Genomic DNA, 19,997 nt, shown 5'->3' on the forward strand with positions numbered 1-19,997 from the left:
TCAGGACTCCTTCCCGTCACCTGCGAGCTCGACCACCGCGGCGACCGTCTCGCGCACCTGGTCGGGCGTGCCGCCGGCACGGCCGGCGACGAGCCCGGCGACGAACGCGCTGACCGGCGCTGCGGGCCTCGCGACCCCGTTGGCGACTTCGCGCGCGAGGTCGAGGATGAGGCTGACGGGCACGTCTGCGGCATCCAGGTCGAACCGCTCGCGGAGGGCGAGAGCCCAGTCGTCGAGTGCCTCAGGCGGCAGGGTACGGGGCGAATCGCTCACAGGTTCCTCCTCGAATGCGGCGCGCATGCGCGTCAGATCCGCCGGGGTGTCGATGTCGGCGGTGGTCCCATCTTCGTCTGCCAGCCACGTTATCTCGAGCCCGCCGAGCAGGGCGCGGCACGAAGCGCCGGCGAGGCCGTCGCCGGCGGCGCGCACGGCGGCACGCAGGGCCGCGGTGCGGTAGACGCCGGCGAGCCATTGAGGATGCCCGCCCGCGGCGAACACGACCGCATCGGCGCTCCGGGGTGCCGAGGTCGCCGCCCTCGTCAGGCGCGCGGCGATCCGGTCGACGTGCGGCAGGTCGCCGGCGAGCACGAGCGTCCATTCCGGGGCCTCGCCGCGGTCAGCGCGACGATCCGAGCGGTCTGCGTGGTCGGCCCGGTCGAGCGCGGACACCCCTGCGGCGATGCCCGCGGCAGGGCCCGAGAACGGCGGATCCTCCCGCACCCAGCGCACCTGGACGTCGTGAACGAGCTCGGGCCCGACGGCGATGATCGGCGCGCATCCGGCATCCGTCACCGCACGCACGGCGCGGGAGAGCAGCGTCTCACCGCCCACCTCGAGCAGAGGCTTGATGCCGCCGCCCAGGCGGGTGGCGCGGCCGCCGACGAGCAGGATCGCGCCGAGGTCCACCACGGTCATTCGCCGGGCCGGCGCCACGATCCGCTGCGGCCTCCCTCCTTCGCGGTGATGCGCAGGTGCTCGATCGAGGCCGACTTGTCGACGCCCTTGATCATGTCGATCACCGACAGCGCGGCGACCGAGACGGCGGTGAGCGCCTCCATCTCGACGCCGGTGCGGTCGGCGGTGCGCACGGTCGCCTCGATCGCGACGCCCTCGTCTTCGATGTCGAGGTCGACGACGGCGCCGTGCACGCCGATGACGTGCGCGAGGGGCAGCAGCTCGGGAGTGCGCTTGGCGGCCTGGATGCCGGCGATGCGCGACACCGCGAGCACATCGCCCTTGGGCATCGAGCCGTCGCGCAGCAGGGCGACCGTGTCTGCTGCGCAGCGCACGAACCCGCGGGCGGTGGCGGCGCGCACGGTCGGCTGCTTCTCGGTGACGTCGACCATGCGGGCGTGGCCGGCGGAATCCAGGTGGGTGAAGGTCATCACAGCTCCATGACTTCGATGAGGTCGCCGGCGGAGACCTGCTCCACCTCGGCGGGGACGATCGCGTACGCCTCGGCGGAACCGAGACCGACGCTGAGGTGCGAGCCCGATCCGCCGGCGGTCGCGGGGCGCACGAGCGGGCAAGCGGGATCGGTGCGGTCGATCACCGCGGGGAGGTACTGCCGGCGCCCGGGCGGAGTGCGCCATTCGGCTCCTGCGCGCAGGTGCCGGCGGGGCCGGTGGATGCTGGCCCGCCCCTGCATGCGCAGCAGCGCCGGCCTCACGAAGACCTCGAACGAGACGGCCGCGCTGACAGGGTTGCCGGGAAGGCCGAACATCAGCATCCCGTCGTCGGTCACGCCGAACCCCTGCGGCTTGCCGGGCTGCATGGCGACCTCCGTGAACTCCATGGCGTCGCCGAGGCTCTGCTTGACGACCTCGTAGGCACCGGCGCTGACGCCGCCGGAGAAGATGATCGCATCGACGCCGAGCCTTCTCGCCTCAGCGACCGCGTCGGCCGGCCCGTCGCCCTCGTCGTCGACGACGCGGCGCAGCACGATCTCAGCGCCTGCTTCTGCGGCGAGCCCGGCGAGCAGGATGCCGTTCGACTCGGGGATCTGTCCGCGCTGCAGGGGCGCCCCCGGCGCGACGAGCTCGGAGCCGGTCGAGACGACGGCGACCCGAGGTCGGGGTGCGATCTCGACGTGCGCGACGCCGGCGGATGCCAGTGCGGCCAGCTGCCGCGGGCCGAGCGCGGTTCCGGCGGTGAGCACCACCTCCCCTGTCGTGATGTCGGCACCCGCGCGACGGACGTGGGCGTTCCTGGCCTTGGGTGCCCGCTGCACGAGGACCGTGTCGAGCGAGTCGGCGAGCCCCCCGGCGGTGTCTTCGAACGGCACGATGGCGTCGGCGGCGGTCGGAGTCGGCGCGCCGGTCATGATGCGCGCGGCTTCTCCCGGCGCGATCGCCGGGTCGAGCGCGCTGCCGGCGGGGATGTCGGCGACGACGCGCAGTGTGACCGGATGCTCGGGTGTCGCGCCTTCGACATCGGCCCAGCGCACGGCGAAGCCGTCCATGGCGGAGTTGTCGAAGACGGGCACGGCGGTGGTCGCGCGTGCGTCGGATGCCAGGGTGAGTCCGTGCGCGTCATCGAGCGCGACGGTGACGGGTGGGCGCTGCCGCACCTGTGCGAGCACGATCTCGAGCTGCTCTTCGACGGTTCTCATGCGGTCGCCTCGCTCTCGCGCTCTTCCGATCGGGAGGACTTCGCAGCTTGCGGAGGAGGCGGCTGGAGGAGCGCTCCTCCCGTGCCGGAGTTCTCCTCCCCGGTGCGCGGCGCAGCGTCCCAGGCATCCATTCCGCCTGCCAACACGACGGCATCGGCGCCGACCGCGCGCAGCGCCTCGGCCGCCCGTCGCGCGCGCACTCCCGCCTGGCAGATCACGACGATCCGACCCGGATCGATCGCCGACGGATCGGCGAGCACCTGCGCCAGCGGCACGTGGGTCGCACCGGGGATCATGCCGGTGGCGACCTCGGCATCCTCCCGCACGTCGAGCAGCAGCGCGCCGGCGTCTGACTCGGCACCGAGGTCGGCGACCGCGATGTGCGGCGCCTGTGGCCGGGGCGCGGGTGCCGGCGCGGCCGGCGCTGCCTGCGCGCGGGACGAGCGCAGCGGCACCTCGCCGGTCTTGGCCCGCAGCGCATCGATGACGAGCACACGGCCCAGCAGCGGATCGCCGATGCCGGTGATGAGCTTGATCGCCTCCATCGCGAGGATCGATCCCGCCTGCAGGCAGAGGGCTCCGAAGACGCCGACCGCCGCGCACGTGGGCAGCTCCCCCACGCTCCCCTCGGGGTACAGGTCGCCGAGCACGACGGCGTCGGCCCCCGGCGGCGGTGCCGACCAGAAGACGGTGATCTGCGCGGCGAACTCCTGGATCACGCCCCACACCAGCGGGATGCCGAGCCGCTCGGCGGCGGCGGCGACCAGCAGACGCGTCTCGAACGTGTCAGTGCCGTCGATCACCAGGTCCGCGCCGGCGAGCAGGTCTGCGGCGTTGTCGGATGTCAGTCGCACGCGCAGCGCTCTGACGATCGTCTCGGGCGAGAGATCGGCGGCGACGCGCACGGCGCTGTCGACCTTCGGGCTGCCCACATCGCCGTGCCGGTGCATGACCTGACGCTGCAGGTTCGACAGCTCGACGTCGTCGTCGTCGATGATCGTCAGGGTTCCGATCCCTGCGGCCGCGAGCGCGAGCACGACGGGGGCGCCCAGCCCGCCCGCCCCGACGACCGCGACGTGGGCGGCGCGCAGGCGGCGCTGTCCGATCTCGCCCAGGCCGGCGAGCACCTGATGGCGAGCGGTGCGCAGCCGTTCGGCGTCGCTCAGGGCGTCCACGGGCTCGACGAGAGGCGGCAGAGGCATACTGCGAGCGTACGGTTCCGCCGCGCGCCGAGCGAGCATCGCGACGAAAACAGCCCCGCGAGCGCGTTGACACCACCCTGCCTGAGCCGCAGATGCGGGTTTATCACGCCGCATAGTCTGGATATGCGGAAAACCCGGCTAGAGTCAGCCCATGACCTCGTATCGGATTGCCGATGCCGCTCGCCTGCTCGGCGTCAGCGACGACACCGTGCGGCGCTGGATCGATCATGGTGCTCTGCCCGTGACCGGTGACTCCCCCGCGCGCATCCCCGGAGCCGCTCTCGCCGAGCACGCCCAGCGCCTGGCCGACGCCCCCGGCGACGATTCCGATCTGCTCTCCAGCGCACGCAACCGTTTCACCGGCCTTGTCACGCGGGTGCAGATCGATGGGGTGATGGCGCAGGTCGACATCCAAGCCGGTCCGCACCGCGTGGTGTCGCTGCTGTCGTCCGAGGCTGCTCGCCAGCTCGATCTGCAGCCCGGGTCGCTCGCGTCTGCCGTGATCAAGGCGACGAACGTGATCGTCGAGACACCGAAGGAGACGCTGCGATGAGGCTGCGCGGAATCGCAATCGCCGCGCTGCTCGGCATGCTGCTGCTCACCGGATGCACGGCAGCGGCACCCGGCGACGACCGCCTCGATCCGAAGGGGGAGAACTCCGAATCCGGCACGGAGCAGACCGCCCCGACCGGCGAGGTGACGGTATTCGCGGCCGCATCGCTGCGGACCGCGTTCGATGAGATCGCGGAGTCGTTCGAGACGCAGTACCCCGGTATCACCGTGAACCCGATCGTGTACGACGGATCCAGCACGCTGGTGACTCAGCTGATCGAGGGCGCGCGGGCCGACGTGCTCGCCACCGCCGACGAGCGCAGCATGCAGTCGCTGGTCGACAGCGGGCTCGCGGCCGACCAGCAGCTGTTCGCCACGAACACGCTGGTCGTGGCGGTGCCGACCGGCAATCCGGGCGATGTCGAGACGCTCGCCGACCTCGCCGATGCTGTCACCGTGGTGTGCGCGCCCCAGGTTCCCTGCGGCGTCGCGTCCGCGACGCTGCTCGAGGCCGCTGACGTGCGCGTGACCCCGGCGAGCCTCGAGCAGAACGTCACGGCAGTGCTGCAGAAGGTCGCCACGGGGGAGGCGGATGCCGGACTCGTCTACGCCACCGACGTGATCGGCGACGATGCCGTGCAGAGCTTCGCGCCGGAAGGCGCTGACGAGGTCGTCAACCGCTACCCGATCGTCGCGTTGAAGGATGCGGACGAGACCGGAGCTCTCTTCGCCGACTTCGTGCGAGGGCCCGAGGGACAGCGGATCCTGAAGCGGCTCGGATTCGGCGCACCGTGACGGGCGACCCCGCCCCCACCACCGGCCGTCCCCCGACCGCCGCCCCTCGCCCGACCTCGCGTCGCGGCGGGAGCCGCGACACCGGCACCGGCACGCCGTTCACGCTGATCGCCCCCGCGGTGCTCGGTGTGGCGCTGCTGATCCTGCCGCTGCTGGCGCTGATCACCCGGGCATCCTGGGCGACGCTGTGGCAGGACATCACCGCTCCGGTCGCTCTCGATGCGCTGCGGCTGTCGCTCGTCAGCGGCCTGGCCGCCACGGGGCTGTGCCTGGTGCTCGGCCTTCCGCTGGCGCTGCTGATGGCACGTTCCGGACCGCGCGTGTCGGCCCTGCTGCGCGCGCTGGTCGCCGTGCCGCTCGTGCTGCCGCCGATGGTCGGCGGCGTGGCGCTGCTGTTCCTGTTCGGCAGGACCAGCCCGCTCGGACGGATGCTGTCGGATGCCTTCGACCTGACTTTGCCGTTCACCCCGACGGCGGTCGTGCTCGCACAGGCCTTCGTCGCTCTGCCGTTCCTCGTGCTCGCGGTCGAGGGCAGCATCCGCAGTGTCGGCGGACGCTACGAGCGCACGGCGGCGACCCTGGGCGCCCGACCGTGGCGGGTGCTGTGGCAGGTGACGCTGCCCCTCGCGACTCCGGGGATCGTGGTCGGCGTGATCCTCTGCTTCGCGCGCGCGATCGGCGAGTTCGGTGCCACCGCGCTGTTCGCCGGGAACGCCCCCGGTGTGACGCAGACGATGCCGCTGGCGATCTACACGGCGTTCAACGGCGCGGGCACCGGGCGCGAGACGGCGGTCGCACTGTCGCTCCTGCTGCTCGCGACGGCGATCGCGGTGCTGCTGCTCGTGCGCGCCTGGCGACCGGGAGCCCTGAAGTGATCGGCGCTCTCGACGCGCACGTCGTCGTCGCGCACGCCGGCCTCGACGTGCACCTGTCGCTGCAGCCCGGCGAGGTGCTCGCCGTGATGGGCCCGAGCGGCGCCGGCAAGACGACACTGCTGGACGCCGTCGCCGGCCTCACCCGGCTCGACGACGGGCACGTCGACATCGACGGCGATCGGCTGGCGGATGCCACGCGGCACACTCCCCCGTCGCGGCGCGCGATCGGCCTGCTCGGGCAGGACCCGCTGCTGTTCCCGCACATGACCGCGACCGCGAACATCGCGTTCGCCGCTCGTTCGGCCGGCTCGTCGCGCGCCGAGGCGGTCGCGATCGCCGAGGAATGGATGCCGCGCATCGGACTGCCCGGCCTGGGCGGTCGCCGCCCCGATCAGCTCTCCGGCGGTCAGCGCCAGCGTGTCGCACTCGCCCGTGCCCTCGCCGCACGGCCGCGGCTGCTGCTGCTCGATGAGCCGTTCAGCTCGCTGGACGTGCTGGCCGCCGCGCAGCTGCGCGAGGTCGTGAGCGACCAGCTGCACGGCACCACGACCATCGTCGTGTCGCACACGGTCGCCGACGCCCATGCCCTCGCCGACCGCCTCCTCATCCTCGAGCACGGCCGCATCTCTCAGGAGGGCCCCCTCCACGAGGTGCTGTCCACGCCGAATACCCCGTTCACCCAGGCGGTCGCCGCCACGGTGACCTCCAGCAGCCGGTAGCGCCGTTTCGACGCGCTTCGGTTGCTCAACGACCGGTGGGTGCCACACCCGTATCTCTCCTCCCACCCCCCGCGATCTCCTCCTTGCAGCATGAGGCCGGAAGGGAGCCTCCCCTACCTCGCCCGTCGCTGAGTGCAGAGAAATCGTGGAGGCGCAGGAGTGCTCCGGGAGCGAGCATCGGGGAGGGACCCGCGAAGCGGGAGGGGCACCCGCTCTGCGAGCGCACGGAGCACTCCGGAGCCGGCCCCTTCCCCAGGACTAGCCCCGGAGCCCAGAAGATCAGGGGCGCCGGAGGCGGGCCGGATCGGGCGTCGACACGGGGTCCCATCCCCGCTTCGGCGAGCGGGAGCCACGGTGATCGTCGCGCGAGCGGTACACGATGTACGGCCGGAACAGGTACCCGACCGGCGCCGAGAACACGTGCACGAGCCGCGTGAAAGGCCACAGCGCGAACAGCAGGCACGCGGTGATCACGTGCAGCTGGAACAGCAGCGGGACCTCGAGCATCAGCTCGGGCCGGGGGCGGAAGATCATCAGCTCGCGCATCCACGGCGAGATCGTCTCGCGGTAGTGGAAGCCTGATCCGAACACCTGGTACACGAAGGTCGCCAGGGTGCCGAACGCCAGCGTCGCGCCGAGGAAGACGAACATGATCTTGTCCATCACGGTCGTCGCGAGGAACACCGCGGGCACGGTGCGGCGGCGGAAGACGAGGATGGCGAGCCCGGCGAGGGTGAGCACGGCGGCGAACGAGCCGAGCACTGTGGCCCCGATGTGGTAGATCTGCTCACTGATCCCGATCGCGTACAGCCACTCGCGTGGAATGAGCAGGCCGACGACGTGGCCGGCGATGACCATGAGGATGCCGAGGTGGAACATCGGCGAGCCCCAGCGCAGCATCCGGTTCTCGTAGCTCTGCGACGACCGCGTCGTCCAGCCGAACTTGTCGTACCGGTAGCGCCAGATGTGCCCCAGGATGAACACGGCCGCGCACACGTACGGCAGGGCCACCCAGAGCAGGAACGGCATGGTGGTCATGATCACTCCCCGGTTCGACGGAAGGCGGGCATGGGCAGGCTCAACCCGACGGTCTCGGTCGGCGGCCCCTCGTTGACGAGCGCGAGCACGCGGTCGCGGGTGCGCTGGTCGACCTTCGGCAGCGACAGCGTGATCGCCCGCACGACGTCGGCCCACGGGCTGTCCATGCCCTCCAGCGCCGCACGCAGCACCTCGATGCCCTCACGATGCGCGGCGAGCACGGCGTCGGCGACCTCGGACTGCGACCGTGCCGAGAACTCCAGCACGGCGGGCAGGTAGTCGGGCAGCTCGGCGGCGTCGAACTCCCAGCCGGCAGCCCGGTACGCGTCGAGGAAGGTCACCAGCGCCGTGCCGCGGCGGCGGGTGTCGCCGGTGGCGTAGTAGCTGAGGTACAGCGAGCACTTGCGCTTGAGATCGAAGGTGGACACGTAGCGCTGCTGCCAGTCGGATGCCCCGGCTTCGCGCGCCCGACGCAGGAACTGCTGCAGCGGCTCGGCGACGGCCGCGGGCAGCGTGGCGACGTGCGCCTCGAACACGTCGAGCCGGTCGAACCATTGCCCGTCGGGGTAGTCCAGCAGCAGAGACGCCAGCATGTGCACGGTCTGCCGCTGCCCACGGGTAAGGGATGCCGGCGCCAGAGCGTCGGGCAGCCGACGGCGCGGTGTGACGCGGGGAGGCAGGACGGTGCTCACGGGGCGCCCGCCGAGTCGTCGTCGTACTGGCGCGGTTCGGCGCGATCCGATGGCGGGAACAGTCCGTGCGGGCGACCGTTGCCGTCCCAGTTCAGCAGGTTGATGCGCCCGCCGGTCGAGGGCCGGTCGGCGGTCTGCCGGTCGGCGAGCGCGTGGAAGTTCTCCACCGCGACGGGAACGGATGTGCCGCTGGCCGCGCCGAACGGGCCGCCGGCGCCGCCCATGCCCGGTCCGCCGTCATAATCGAGCGAGCAGGCCATCTCCTCCAGCTCGTGCGCGCGTTCGGAGTGCGCCGCGGGGATGACGTAGCGCTCCTCGTACTTGGCGATGGCGAGCAGTCGGTACATCTCCTCGATCTCCGCGCCGGTCATGCCGACCGCGTTCGCGATCCGCTCATCGCGCTCGTCGTCGATGCTCACGCCGCGCATGTACGAGCGCATGGCGGCGAGCTTGCGCAGTGACGCGTCCACGGGCGCGATGTCGCCCGCAGTGAACAGCTCGGCGAGGTAGCCGATCGGGATGCGCAGCTTGTCGATCGCGGCGAAAAGCGTCCTGGCATCCTCTCCGTCGTTGCCCGAGCCTGTGACGACGTCGACGACCGGCGAGAGCGGCGGGATGTACCAGACCATCGGCATTGTGCGGTACTCGGGGTGCAGCGGCAGCGCCACCTCGTAGTCGTGGATGAGGCGCCAGACGGGGCTGCGCTGGGCCGCCTCGATCCAGTCCTCGGGGATGCCGTCGCGCCGCGCCGCCTCGATCACAGCCGGGTCGTGCGGGTCGAGCAGCACCGACCGCTGCGCGGCGAGCAGCTCATGCTCGTCCTCGACGGCGGCGGCCTCCGCGACGCGGTCGGCGTCGTAGAGCACCAGGCCCAGGTAGCGCAGCCGGCCCACGCAGGTCTCCGAGCACACGGTCGGCAGGCCGACCTCGATGCGCGGATAGCACATGGTGCACTTCTCAGCCTTGCCGGTCTTGTGGTTGAAATAGACCTTCTTGTACGGGCATCCCGAAACGCACATCCGCCAGCCGCGGCAGGCGTCCTGATCGACGAGCACGATGCCGTCCTCGGCGCGCTTGTACATCGCGCCGGAGGGGCACGACGCCACGCACGACGGGTTCAGGCAGTGCTCGCAGATGCGCGGCAGATAGAACATGAAGGCCTTCTCGAACTCGGCCTTCACCTCTTCGCTCATCTTCTGCAGGATCGGGTCATCCTGCATGGTCTCGATCGAGCCGCCCAGATTGTCATCCCAGTTCGCCGACCACTCGACCTTCATGTCCTTGCCGGTGATCAGGCTCTTCGGCCGGGCAACCGGGGTGTGTGACCCGCTGGGCGCGTTCACGAGCATGTCGTAGTCGTAGGTCCACGGCTCGTAGTAGTCGTCGATCTCGGGCAGCTTCGGGTTCGAGAAGATGCGCGCCAGCTTCGCCAAGCGCCCGCCCGAGCGCAGCCGCAGCCGTCCCCGCTTGTCGCGCACCCAGCCCCCGCCCCACTTCTCCTGGTCCTCGTAGCCGCGCGGGTAGCCCACGCCGGGTCGGGTCTCGACGTTGTTGAACCAGACGTACTCCACGCCGGTGCGGTTCGTCCACGCCTGCTTGCACGTCACCGAGCAGGTGTGACATCCGATGCACTTGTCGAGGTTCATCACCATCGACATCTGGGCCATGACCTTCATCGGTACTGCACCTCCTGATTGCGGCGGCGGATCGTGGTTACCTCGTCGCGCTGGTTGCCTGTGGGTCCGAGGTAGTTGAACGCCCAGGCCAGCTGCGCGTAGCCGCCGATGAGGTGGCTGGGCTTGAGCAGGATGCGGGTCAGGGAGTTGTGGATGCCGCCGCGCTGACCGCTCATCTCGCTGAGCGGCACATCGACCGTGCGGTCCTTCGCGTGGTACATGTACACCGTGCCCTCGGGCATCCGGTGCGAGACGTTCGCGCGGGCGACGACGACGCCGTTGCGGTTGTACGACTCGATCCAGTCGTTGTCGCGCACCCCGATCTTCTCGGCGTCCTTCGGACTCATCCAGATCGTGGGGCCGCCGCGCGAGAGCGAGAGCATGAACAGGTTGTCTTGGTACTCGGAGTGGATCGACCACTTCGAGTGCGGCGTCAGGTACCGCACGTGCACCTCGGTGTGCGTGCTCTTGCCGGGGATGACGTCGCCGAACAGCCGGTGCATGTCCAGTGGCGGCCGGTAGATCGGCAGCGCCTCGCCCAGCTCGTCCATCCAGTCGTGGTCGAGATAGAAGTGCTGACGTCCGGTGAGGGTGTGCCACGGCTTGAGGTGCTCGACGTTGATCGCGAAGGCCGTGTAGCGGCGGCCGCCGTGCTCGGATCCCGACCATTCGGGTGAGGTGATGACGCTGCGCGGCTGCACCGACACGTCCTGGAAGCTCAGGTGCGTGCCTTCGTGCTCGTCGGCGAGGAAGGCCAGCTTCTGCCCGGTGTGCTTCTCGAGCTTCTCGAAGCCCTGCACCGCGAGCCGGCCGTTGCTCGTTCCCGACATCGCGAGGATCATCTCGCAGGCGCGCTTGTCGGTGTCGAGGCGCACGCTTCCCGCGTACGGGCCGGTGGTGACGGTGCCGTTGAGTCGCTTGAGCCGCTCGATCTCCAGCTCAGCGTGATAGGTGATGCCCTTGGTCGTCAGCCCCAGCTTCGCGGTCAGCGGGCCGAGCGACTTCCACCGCTCGGCGAGGTTCGGATAGTCGCGCTCGACGACGGTCAGCTTCGGCATCGTGACCCCCGGCACGCGGGGCAGATCCTGCACGCGACCGTGCGGGGTCGCCATGACGTCGGGGGTGTCGTGCTGCAGCGGTGTGGCGACCACGTCGCGGCGCACGCCGAGGTGGGTGCGCGCCATCTCGCTGAACTTCTCGGCGAGGATGCGGAATGTGTCGAAGTCGGTCTTCGTCTGCCAGGGCGGTGCGATCGCCGGGTTGAAGGCGTGGATGAACGGATGCATATCGGTCGACGACAGGTCGTGCTTCTCGTACCAGGTCGCCGCGGGCAGCACGATGTCGCTGAACAGCGTGGTGCTGGTCATGCGGAAGTCGGCCGTCATGAGCAGGTCGAGCTTGCCCTCGGGCGCCTTGTCGTGCCAGGTCATGGAGACCGGGCGGGAGCCCTCTGCAGCTTCGTGTGCGCGCACGGATGAGTCGGTGCCGAGCAGGTGCTTCAGGAAGTACTCGTTGCCCTTGCCCGACGAGCCGAGCACGTTCGCGCGCCAGATGTTCATCACCCGGGGGAAGTTCTCGGGGGCATCGGGATCCTCCACCGCGAAGCGCAGCGAGCCCTCGTCGAGGCTGTCGACGATGTGCTGCGCGGCGTCCTTGCCGGCGGCCTCGGCCTCGTCGGCCAGGTCGAGCGGGTTGCGGTCGAAGGTCGGGTAGCTCGGCATCCATCCGCGCTGGACCGACTCGACCAGGCAGTCCGCGGTGGTCCGGCCCTGGAACCTGCCGAGGCCGAGCGGCGACGCCAGCTGATCGGCCGGCAGCCCGTCGTAGCGCCACTGGTCGGTGGCGAGGTAGAAGAACGCCGTGCCGATGGTGTGCCGCGGTGGCCGTCCCCAGTCGGCGGCAGCCGCGTACTGCTGGTAGCCGGTGATCGGGCGCACCTTCTCCTGCCCGACGTAGTGCGCCCAGCCGCCGCCGTTCACGCCCTGGCATCCCGTCATGGTGGTCAGGGCCAGGAAGGTGCGGTAGATGGTGTCGGAGTGGAACCAGTGGTTGGCCCCCGCGCCCATGATGATCATCGAGCGGCCGCCGGAGCGATCGGCGTTGTCGGCGAACTCCCGCGCGATGCGGGCGGCCTGCGCGGCCGGGACGGAGGTGTGCTCCTCCTGCCAGGCGGGAGTTCCGGGGCTGGACGCGTCGTCGTAACCGGCGGCCCATTGCCCTGGCAGACCGTCGCGGCCGACGCCGTACTGCGCGAGCATGAGGTCGAAGACCGTGGTGACCGTCTTGCCGGCGACGGTGCGCACCGGCACGCCGCGGGTGACCGCGCCGGATCCGCCCGCGTGCTCCTGACCGGGTTGCGGGTTCAGGTCGAAGCGGGGCAGGCGCACCTCTGCCGCCTCGCCGGTCCAGTCGGCGAGGTCGGCGACCGACAGCGGCGGGATGACATCACCGAGGTCGAGGTTCCACCGCCCCTCGTCCTCGGGGGTGAAACGGTGCCCGAGCGAGCCGTTCGGCACGACAGCAGTGCCGTCGGCGTCCATCAGCACGGGCTTGAAGTCGGCGCGTGGCTGCGCGGCGTCGGCGCCGTCGAGGTCGGAGGCGGTGACGAACTTGCCCGGCACCAGGCCGCCGTCGCGCTGCTCGAGCTCGACGAGGAACGGCGCGTCGGTGTATCGACGCATGTAATCCTCGAAGCGCTCCGTGCGCTTCTCGACGAAGTGCTCGCGCAGGATCACGTGCCCCATAGCGAACGCGAGTGCGCCATCTGTGCCGGGGTGCGGGGCGACCCACTCGTCGGCGAACTTCGTGTTGTCGGTGTAGTCGGGCGAGACGGTGATGACCTTCTGACCCCGGTAGCGGGCCTCGGCCATGAAGTGCGCGTCGGGGGTGCGGGTGACCGGCACGTTCGAGCCCCACATGATCAGATAGCCGGCGTTGAACCAGTCGGCCGACTCGGGCACGTCGGTCTGATCGCCGAACACCTGGGGGCTGGCGACAGGAAGGTCGGCGTACCAGTCGTAGAACGACAGCATGGTGCCGCCGATGAGGTTCATGAAGCGGGATCCGGCGCCGTGCGAGACCATCGACATCGCCGGAATGGGCGAGAAACCGGCGACGCGGTCGGGGCCGTAGACCTTCACCGTGTGCACGTGGGCGGCCGCGGCGATCTCCATCACCTCGTCCCAGGTCGTGCGCACCAGTCCGCCCTTGCCGCGGACGCGCTTGTACGACCGGGCCTTCTCGGGGTCTTCGACGATCGACGCCCAGGCGTCGACCGGATCCGGATGCTGCGCCTTGGCCTCACGGTAGAGGCGGGCGAGGGTGTCGCGGATGTACGGGTACCGCACCCGGGTCGGCGAGTAGGTGTACCAGCTGAACGCGGCACCACGCGGGCAGCCGCGCGGCTCGTACTCCGGCGAGTCCGGACCGACGCTCGGGTAGTCGGTCTGCTGCGCCTCCCAGGTGATGATGCCGTCCTTGACGTACACCTTCCACGAGCACGATCCGGTGCAGTTCACCCCGTGCGTGGAGCGCACCACCTTGTCGTGCGACCAGCGGTCCCGGTAGAACGAATCCCCCGATCTGCCGCCCTGCAGGAACACCGCGCGCAGGTCGTCGGAGGTCTCGCCCGGCCGCACGAAGCGGCCCATGTTGAGAAGCGCGTCGGCGAGCGGACCATCGGTCGCGGCGTCGCGGTGAGTACGGGTTCCGGGGGTCATCTCTGTTCCTTCCGGAGGACGGCTGGTACTCCAGCATCCTGTCCGGATGCCCGACCCGTTACAAGGGTTCACCGTTTTTATTCATTTCCGCCCGCGATCTTCCGCGCCGCTTTTCTCCGGCCCGCGACGTAGCCAACTCGCGCCAAGCGCGCTACCGTCGCCGGTATCGAAGGGATGCACGATGACTGCCGCCACCACTTCCCCCGCAGGCACCTCGACCGAGCTCCGGGGCGGCCTCGGCCAGGTGCTGCTCGCCACACTCGCCTCGACCATCGCGTTCTGGGCATGGATGTCGATCTCGCCGCTGCAGAAGACCTACGCCACCGAGATGGGGCTGGATGAGGGGCAGATCTCCCTCATGCTGGCGACGCCCGTGCTCGTCGGCGCGCTGGGCCGCATCGTCGTCGGCGCGATGACCGACCGCTTCGGTGGGCGCAAGATGTTCACGGTCGTGCTGCTGCTCTCGGCGCCGGCGGTGCTGCTGGTCGCTCTCGCGGGCAGCATCCGGAGCTTCCCGCTGCTGATGCTCGCAGGTTTCTACCTCGGCGTGGCCGGCACGATCTTCGCCGCCGGGGTTCCGTTCTCGGGCGCCTGGTTCCCGCCCGAGAGGCGCGGCTTCGCCACCGGCGTGTTCGGCATGGGCATGATCGGCACCGCCGTGTCGGCGATGTTCACCCCGCGGCTCGCGCAGGACATCGGCTACCTGCCCACCCACCTGCTGATCGCCGCCGCGCTGGTCGTGATGGCGGTGCTGGTGTGGTTCTTCATGCGCGAATCCCCCCAGTGGCAGCCCAACCACGAGAAGCTCGTGCCGAAGGTGATCGGCGCGCTCAAGCTGCCGGTGACCTGGGAGATGGCGTTCCTGTACGGCATCGTGTTCGGCGGGTTCGTGGCGTTCTCGACCTTCCTGCCCAAGTACCTCACGACGATCTACCCCGACGACGTCGACGCGCTCGGCGCCGGCATGCGCACCGCGCTGTTCGCCGCGGCCGCCGTGGTCGCCCGCCCGATCGGCGGCGTGCTGGCCGACCGCTTCGGACCGAAGGTGATCTCGCTCGTGTCTCTGGGCGGGATCGTGAGCCTCGCGTACATCGTCGGCCAGCAGCCGGCCGAGGGCATCGTCACCGGTGTCACGTTCATCCTGATGGCGTCGGCGATGGGCCTGGGGATGGGCGCCGTGTTCGCCTGGATCGGCCCATCGACCCCGAAGGAGAAGGTGGGAGCGGTGAGCGGTGTGGTCGCAGCGGCCGGCGGTCTCGGCGGATACTTCCCGCCGCTCGTGATGGGCGCGACCTACGACGCGTCGACCAACTCGTACCACCTGGGCCTGTGGCTGCTGGTGCTGGTCGGAGCGTTCGCGCTGGTCGTCGCCGGCATGCTGCGGGATGTGGGCCGCAAGGGCGCCTGATCACGGGCATCCCGGTCGGGTGCGGTCGGATGCCGTCGTGTCGGATGCCGGGGATAGCCTTGCTGCATGGCCACCCGCAGACCCGCCCCTCCCGCTTTCGTGTGCTCGGAGTGCGGCTGGACGACGGCGAAGTGGGTGGGCCGGTGCGGCGAGTGTCAGCAGTGGGGCACCGTGCAGGAGCAGGGCGTCAAGACCGGGCTGGTGAGGCAGACCGAGGCCGTCGCGCCGCTCGCCAATCGGGCCGCGCGGCCGATCACACAGATCACGACCGCCGATGCGCCGCGGCGCAGCAGTGGCGTCGGTGAGTTCGACCGCGTGCTGGGCGGCGGCATCGTGCCGGGCGCGGCGATCCTGCTGAGCGGTGAGCCGGGCGTCGGCAAGTCGACATTGCTGCTGGAGGTGGCGGCATCCACCGCCCGCACCGGCCGCCGCGTGCTGTATGCGAGCGCCGAGGAGTCTCCGGCCCAGGTGCGGCTGCGCGCCGAGCGCACGAATGCGCTGCACGACGAGCTGTATCTCGCGAGCGAGACCGACCTCGCCACCATCCTCGGGCACATCGACGAGGTGGAGCCCGATCTGGTGATCGTCGACTCGGTGCAGACGGTGGCATCGGGCCTGATCGACGGCGCCGCCGGTCAGCCGAGTCAGGTGCGCGAGGTCGCGGCGACGCTCATCAGGGTCGCGAAAGACCGCGGGCTGCCGGTGATCATCGTCGGGCACGTGACCAAAGACGGGCAGGTGGCCGGCCCCCGGGTGCTCGAGCACCTGGTCGACGTGGTGTGCCACTTCGAGGGCGACCCGCAGACGGCGCTGCGGTTCATCCGCGCGCTGAAGAACCGCTTCGGCCCGACCGACGAGGTCGGGTGCTTCGAGATGACGGGTGCGGGCATCGCCGAGGTGCCCGATCCGAGCGGGCTCTTCCTCTCGCAGGGCGCAGCCGAGCCCGGCACGTGCGTGGCGATCGCGCTGGAGGGGCGGCGCGCGATGCCGGTCGAGGTGCAGGCGCTGACGATCGAGTCGAACGCCCCGAACCCGCGTCGTGTGGTGCACGGTCTGGACGCGTCACGGGTGGCGATGGTGCTGGCGATCCTCGAGCGGCGCGCGGGAATCGCGACGTCGAAGCTCGACGTGTACGTGTCGACGGTGGGTGGCGTGCGCTTCACCGAGCCCGCCGCCGATCTGGCCATCGCCGTCGCTGTGGCGGGTTCGATCCGGCACTGGTCGGTGCCGCGCACGGTGGCGGCGGTGGGCGAGCTGTCGCTGGCAGGCGAGATCCGCCCGGTCACCCAGGCGACGCAGCGCCGCGGCGAGGCCGCACGACTCGGCTACCAGCAGGTCGTCGATGACCGGTCGAAGACGCTGCGCACGGCCTTGACCGACATCCGCTCGCGGGCGACCGACCGCCGGTCGGAGGCCTCGATCCCGCCGTTCTGACGGACGCTCAGGCGTCGAGCGCTTTGAGCAGCTCTGCGGGCGGCGCCTGCATCGGGTGGGGGCCTGCGATGTCGAGGAACACCGTGGTGATCGTGTCGCGGTGCGTGGTCAGGAACGACTTCAGCCACGTCGGCGAGTAGATGCCGACGCCGGGCGGCAGGTTGGCCGGCTTGTGCTTGGCATCGCTGAACAGCAGCAGGGCGACGTCGCCGGTGCTCGCGTCGCGGTACGTCCAGACCTCGCCGCTGTCGAGCGGGTTGTCGCGGGCGCCGGGCTTGATCAGCGGCACGACCGTGTTGCCGTTGCGCAGCGCCAGGGCGACGGCCGCCATGTCCTGCTTCTCGAGAGCCTGGGCCAGAGCCTCAGAGCGGAAGTCCTCGGGTGCGGGGCGCTTGCTGCCTGACTTCTTCTTCGCCATGACAACAGCTTAAGAGTGGGGCCCTCTCGAGTCCTCCATTGGGGACTGGGGAACTCGAGAGGGCCCTCCGGTTCTCGGTCGCGGCGATTGTCGAAGCGCTGGGGACGCTGAGGTCGACACCACTGGGGATGGCTTGTCGCGACAGAACTGAGAACCTTGCCCCCATGGTATCCCAAAATATCGTTCATGTCAGCCATGGTCTGAGAACACGGTCGATTGCGAAACGCGGTTTCGCTCAGCGCAGCATGATCTGCTTGGGCGCCTCGTTGTTGAAGCCGCCGATGGATACGGCGACGTGATACGAGGCTCCGCCGCCCGGCGCACGAGGGCGATTCTGCTCCTCGCAGGTCTCCGGCGAGGAGCGCGTGCGATCCCAGACGACCGGCGTCGCGCTGGTCACGGACGAGCCGGCTTCGAGGGTCACGATCATGTCGCTCGACTCGGACTGGCAGTCCGTCGAGCGCCACCACACATCGTCTCCGCTGCTCACGGTGAAGGTCTGCGTGCTGGAGCCCACGTTCAGCGTGCAGTCGGCGGCGCCCTTGTTCGTCAGCGAGATCGACAGCTGCGGCAGCGCCTCGGCCGGGTAGGCGTCGGCGTCGGTGACCGCGGTCACCGTGACGTCGTCCGCGGTGCACGCGGCGATGCCGGGGGTCTCGGTGGGCTCAGGGCTCGCGTCCGGCGACGCGCTGGGGCTGTCGTCTGCAGTCGGCGTCTCGGCATCCGGAGTGGGCGTGCGGTCGGTCGGCGCGGACGCCGACCACGGCTTCGCGATCGCGAGCCACACGCCGCCGCCGACGGCGGCGAGCGCGAGAACGAGAAGCAGCAGCACCGCAAGCCGGCGGCGACGGTAGACGGCGGCGGACTGGCGGGGCATGAGTCCAGGCTAATTCAGGTGCTTGATCATCCTCGTGTTGCCGAGCGTGTTCGGCTTGACGTGGGCGAGATCGAGGAACTCCTCCACACCGGCGTCACCGCTGCGCAGCAGCTGCGAGTACACGTCGGCGTCGACCACCTGCTCGCCGATCGGCTCGAAGCCGCGGCGCGAGAAGAACTCGGTCTCGAACGTGAGGCAGAACAGCCGGGTGAGTCCGAGCTGGCGGGCGCGGTGCTCGAGGTCCGTGACGATCGCGCGGCCGACGCCGTGGCGCAGGTACTCGTCGCGCACGAGCAGAGTGCGCACCTCGCCCAGGTCCTCCCACATGACGTGCAGGGCGCCGCACCCGATCAGCTGACCGTCGACCTCGGCGACGACGAACTCCTGCACGGCGCCGTAGAGCACGGCGAGGTCCTTGCCGAGCAGGATGCGCTGCTCGACGAGCGGTTCGAGCAGGGCGTGGATGGCGATCACATCTGTGCTGCGGGCTGGGCGGACGAGGAAGTCTGTCACGGCTCCACCCTAGAGTGACCGCCCTGCCGCGAATCCGCATGACTGCTGGGAGTCGCGATGTTCAGATGATTGCCTCAGGCAACTACATGTACAGTGAAGGCATGCCCGCAGACGCACCCTTCCCGGAGAACGTGCTGCTGGAAGCGCTCACGCTTCTCGTCGCGCGATGGTCGTCACCGAGCGTGCAGCGCTCCGTCGCGCAGAGCGCCGGCGTCACCGTCGACGCCGCCGACGTCTCGGCGCTGTACATCCTGGGCCTGCACGGGCCGCTGCGCGCCGGCGATCTCGCCGAGGCGATGCACAGCAGCCGGCCGACCGTGAGCAAGCAGCTGACCCGCCTCGAGCGCGCCGGGATGATCACCCGCGAGCCGGATCCGCGCGACGGCCGGGCGAGCATCGTCGCCCTCTCCGCCGAGGGCGCGGCCGCCCATCAGCGACTGCTCGCGCAGGGCATCCGGATGATGCGACACGCGCTGCGCGACCGCTCGCGCGCCGACGCCACCGCCCTGGCCACTCAGGTCGCCGACCTCGTCGCGCGACTGGGCGTCACCGACTCCCCCGGCGGTTCCGCCGGGGACCCGCCGCGCTCCCACCCGGAGCGCAGATCTGAGGAGGATCAGTCATGACCCGCACCTATGTCGTCACCGGATCGGCGTCCGGCATCGGCGAGACCACCGCGCGGCTGCTGCGCGACCGCGGCGCGCGGGTGATCGGCATCGATCTGCGCGACGCCGACATCGAGGCCGACCTCAGCACGGCGGAGGGCCGCCAGTCGGCTGCCGCTGCGGCGATCGACCTCGCCGGCGGAACCGTCGACGCCGTGATCGCGTGCGCCGGCATCTCGGCGCCGATCGCGAAGACGCTCTCGGTCAACTACTTCGGCGTGACCGAGCTGCTCGAGGCGTTGCGTCCGGCTCTCGAACGCTCCGACGCACCGCGCGCCGTCGTGGTCTCGTCGATGGCGTCGCTGCAGCCGAGCCCGCCCGAGCTGGTCGAGGCGGCGCTGTCGGGCGACGAAGCGGCGACGCTCGCAATCGCCGAGCAGCTGACCGCGAAGGGACCGGCCGAGGCGTACCAGGTGTACCCGGCGTCGAAGCGCGCACTGTCGCGCTGGGTGCGCCGCCGCTCCATCTCGCCCGAGTGGGCGGGTGCGGGCATCCCGCTCAACGCGGTCGCCCCCGGCACCGTGCTGACCCCGATGACCGAGCAGCTGCTCGCCACCGATGAGGGGCGCGCGATGGTCGACGCCGCCGTGCCGATGCCGCTGAACAGCCACCAGTCGCCCGAGTCGATCGCGTACCTGCTGATCTGGCTGACCGGGGTCGAGAACACCCACCTGGCCGGTCAGGTCATCTACGACGACGGCGGGGCGGATGCCATGCTGCGCGGCGATGACATCTGGTCGTGGAACGATCCCCGCTGACACCGCAGTACGCGAAAGAGCGGGCGGATGCCGATGGCATCCGCC

19 protein-coding genes are annotated in these 19,997 nt (G+C 70.4%); 8 read left to right on the forward strand and 11 right to left on the reverse strand.

Annotated elements, in window-relative coordinates; genetic code table 11:
* From ACWGSM_RS12780 to ACWGSM_RS12795, 4 genes are read right to left on the reverse strand one after another with little or no spacing between them, the layout of a single operon-like run.
* The gene (locus tag ACWGSM_RS12780; RefSeq protein ID WP_452323294.1) at positions 1 to 915 is read right to left on the reverse strand and encodes an NTP transferase domain-containing protein; all 915 of its coding nucleotides are present in this window, start codon (positions 913 to 915) and stop codon (positions 1 to 3) included.
* Positions 912 to 1,385 carry a cyclic pyranopterin monophosphate synthase MoaC gene (gene moaC / locus ACWGSM_RS12785; protein WP_452323295.1) on the reverse strand — a complete coding sequence of 158 codons (474 nt, stop codon included), beginning with the start codon at positions 1,383 to 1,385 and terminating at the stop codon, positions 912 to 914. Before moaC ends, ACWGSM_RS12780 begins: the two co-directional genes overlap by 4 nt.
* Entirely contained in the window at positions 1,385 to 2,611 is a 1,227-nt protein-coding gene (locus tag ACWGSM_RS12790) for a molybdopterin molybdotransferase MoeA (protein WP_452323296.1), read from the reverse strand. Before ACWGSM_RS12790 ends, moaC begins: the two co-directional genes overlap by 1 nt.
* A complete protein-coding gene (locus ACWGSM_RS12795) occupies positions 2,608 to 3,813 on the reverse strand; it encodes a ThiF family adenylyltransferase (RefSeq protein ID WP_452323297.1) in 1,206 nt (401 codons plus the stop codon). The genes ACWGSM_RS12790 and ACWGSM_RS12795 overlap by 4 nt, the downstream gene beginning before the upstream one ends.
* 151 nt (positions 3,814 to 3,964) lie before the next feature.
* Between ACWGSM_RS12795 and ACWGSM_RS12800 the strand changes: the two genes are divergently transcribed.
* From ACWGSM_RS12800 to ACWGSM_RS12815, 4 genes are all read left to right on the forward strand, one after another.
* Positions 3,965 to 4,366 (forward strand): TOBE domain-containing protein, encoded by a 402-nt coding sequence (locus tag ACWGSM_RS12800; protein ID WP_452323298.1) that lies wholly within the window; start codon positions 3,965 to 3,967, stop codon positions 4,364 to 4,366.
* Positions 4,363 to 5,160, forward strand: coding sequence for a molybdate ABC transporter substrate-binding protein (gene modA, locus ACWGSM_RS12805; RefSeq protein WP_452323299.1), 798 nt, complete (start codon positions 4,363 to 4,365; stop codon positions 5,158 to 5,160). The genes ACWGSM_RS12800 and modA overlap by 4 nt, the downstream gene beginning before the upstream one ends.
* A 104-nt stretch (positions 5,161 to 5,264) precedes the next feature.
* Complete coding sequence (locus ACWGSM_RS12810) at positions 5,265 to 6,035, forward strand: ABC transporter permease (protein WP_452323312.1); 771 nt, start codon at positions 5,265 to 5,267, stop codon at positions 6,033 to 6,035.
* A complete protein-coding gene (locus tag ACWGSM_RS12815; RefSeq protein ID WP_452323300.1) occupies positions 6,032 to 6,754 on the forward strand; it encodes a sulfate/molybdate ABC transporter ATP-binding protein in 723 nt (240 codons plus the stop codon). Before ACWGSM_RS12810 ends, ACWGSM_RS12815 begins: the two co-directional genes overlap by 4 nt.
* Positions 6,755 to 7,033: 279 nt before the next feature.
* Here the strand turns inward: ACWGSM_RS12815 and narI are convergent, their stop codons facing one another.
* The 4 genes from narI to ACWGSM_RS12835 are packed head-to-tail and all read right to left on the reverse strand — an operon-like array spanning position 7,034 to position 13,879.
* Positions 7,034 to 7,792 (reverse strand): respiratory nitrate reductase subunit gamma, encoded by a 759-nt coding sequence (gene narI, locus ACWGSM_RS12820; RefSeq protein ID WP_452323301.1) that lies wholly within the window; start codon positions 7,790 to 7,792, stop codon positions 7,034 to 7,036.
* Positions 7,793 to 7,794: 2 nt separating this feature from the next.
* Positions 7,795 to 8,484, reverse strand: coding sequence for a nitrate reductase molybdenum cofactor assembly chaperone (gene narJ / locus ACWGSM_RS12825; RefSeq protein ID WP_452323302.1), 690 nt, complete (start codon positions 8,482 to 8,484; stop codon positions 7,795 to 7,797).
* Positions 8,481 to 10,160 (reverse strand): nitrate reductase subunit beta, encoded by a 1,680-nt coding sequence (gene narH / locus ACWGSM_RS12830; RefSeq protein ID WP_452323303.1) that lies wholly within the window; start codon positions 10,158 to 10,160, stop codon positions 8,481 to 8,483. Before narH ends, narJ begins: the two co-directional genes overlap by 4 nt.
* A complete protein-coding gene (locus ACWGSM_RS12835) occupies positions 10,157 to 13,879 on the reverse strand; it encodes a nitrate reductase subunit alpha (protein WP_452323304.1) in 3,723 nt (1,240 codons plus the stop codon). Before ACWGSM_RS12835 ends, narH begins: the two co-directional genes overlap by 4 nt.
* A gap of 181 nt (positions 13,880 to 14,060) precedes the next feature.
* Here ACWGSM_RS12835 and ACWGSM_RS12840 point away from each other — a divergent pair, with 181 nt between their 5' ends.
* Both ACWGSM_RS12840 and radA read left to right on the forward strand, forming a co-directional pair.
* Complete coding sequence (locus ACWGSM_RS12840) at positions 14,061 to 15,287, forward strand: MFS transporter (RefSeq protein WP_452323305.1); 1,227 nt, start codon at positions 14,061 to 14,063, stop codon at positions 15,285 to 15,287.
* Between the two features lie 66 nt (positions 15,288 to 15,353).
* Entirely contained in the window at positions 15,354 to 16,721 is a 1,368-nt protein-coding gene (gene radA, locus ACWGSM_RS12845; protein WP_452323306.1) for a DNA repair protein RadA, read from the forward strand.
* 7 nt (positions 16,722 to 16,728) lie between these two features.
* Here radA and ACWGSM_RS12850 read toward each other — a convergent pair whose 3' ends face one another.
* The 3 genes from ACWGSM_RS12850 to ACWGSM_RS12860 all read right to left on the reverse strand — a co-directional run bounded on the left by ACWGSM_RS12850 (position 16,729) and on the right by ACWGSM_RS12860 (position 18,529).
* Complete coding sequence (locus ACWGSM_RS12850) at positions 16,729 to 17,139, reverse strand: dehydrogenase (RefSeq protein WP_452323307.1); 411 nt, start codon at positions 17,137 to 17,139, stop codon at positions 16,729 to 16,731.
* Between the two features lie 235 nt (positions 17,140 to 17,374).
* The gene (locus ACWGSM_RS12855) at positions 17,375 to 18,016 is read right to left on the reverse strand and encodes a hypothetical protein (protein WP_452323308.1); all 642 of its coding nucleotides are present in this window, start codon (positions 18,014 to 18,016) and stop codon (positions 17,375 to 17,377) included.
* A gap of 9 nt (positions 18,017 to 18,025) precedes the next feature.
* Positions 18,026 to 18,529 (reverse strand): amino-acid N-acetyltransferase, encoded by a 504-nt coding sequence (locus ACWGSM_RS12860; RefSeq protein ID WP_452323309.1) that lies wholly within the window; start codon positions 18,527 to 18,529, stop codon positions 18,026 to 18,028.
* Positions 18,530 to 18,630: 101 nt separating this feature from the next.
* Here ACWGSM_RS12860 and ACWGSM_RS12865 point away from each other — a divergent pair, with 101 nt between their 5' ends.
* Positions 18,631 to 19,155 carry a MarR family winged helix-turn-helix transcriptional regulator gene (locus tag ACWGSM_RS12865; RefSeq protein WP_452323310.1) on the forward strand — a complete coding sequence of 175 codons (525 nt, stop codon included), beginning with the start codon at positions 18,631 to 18,633 and terminating at the stop codon, positions 19,153 to 19,155.
* Positions 19,152 to 19,952, forward strand: a complete 801-nt coding sequence (locus tag ACWGSM_RS12870; protein ID WP_452323311.1) for an SDR family oxidoreductase — start codon at positions 19,152 to 19,154, stop codon at positions 19,950 to 19,952. Before ACWGSM_RS12865 ends, ACWGSM_RS12870 begins: the two co-directional genes overlap by 4 nt.
* Positions 19,953 to 19,997 lie beyond the last annotated feature (45 nt).

The organism is Microbacterium sp. NPDC055521 (assembly GCF_053619695.1).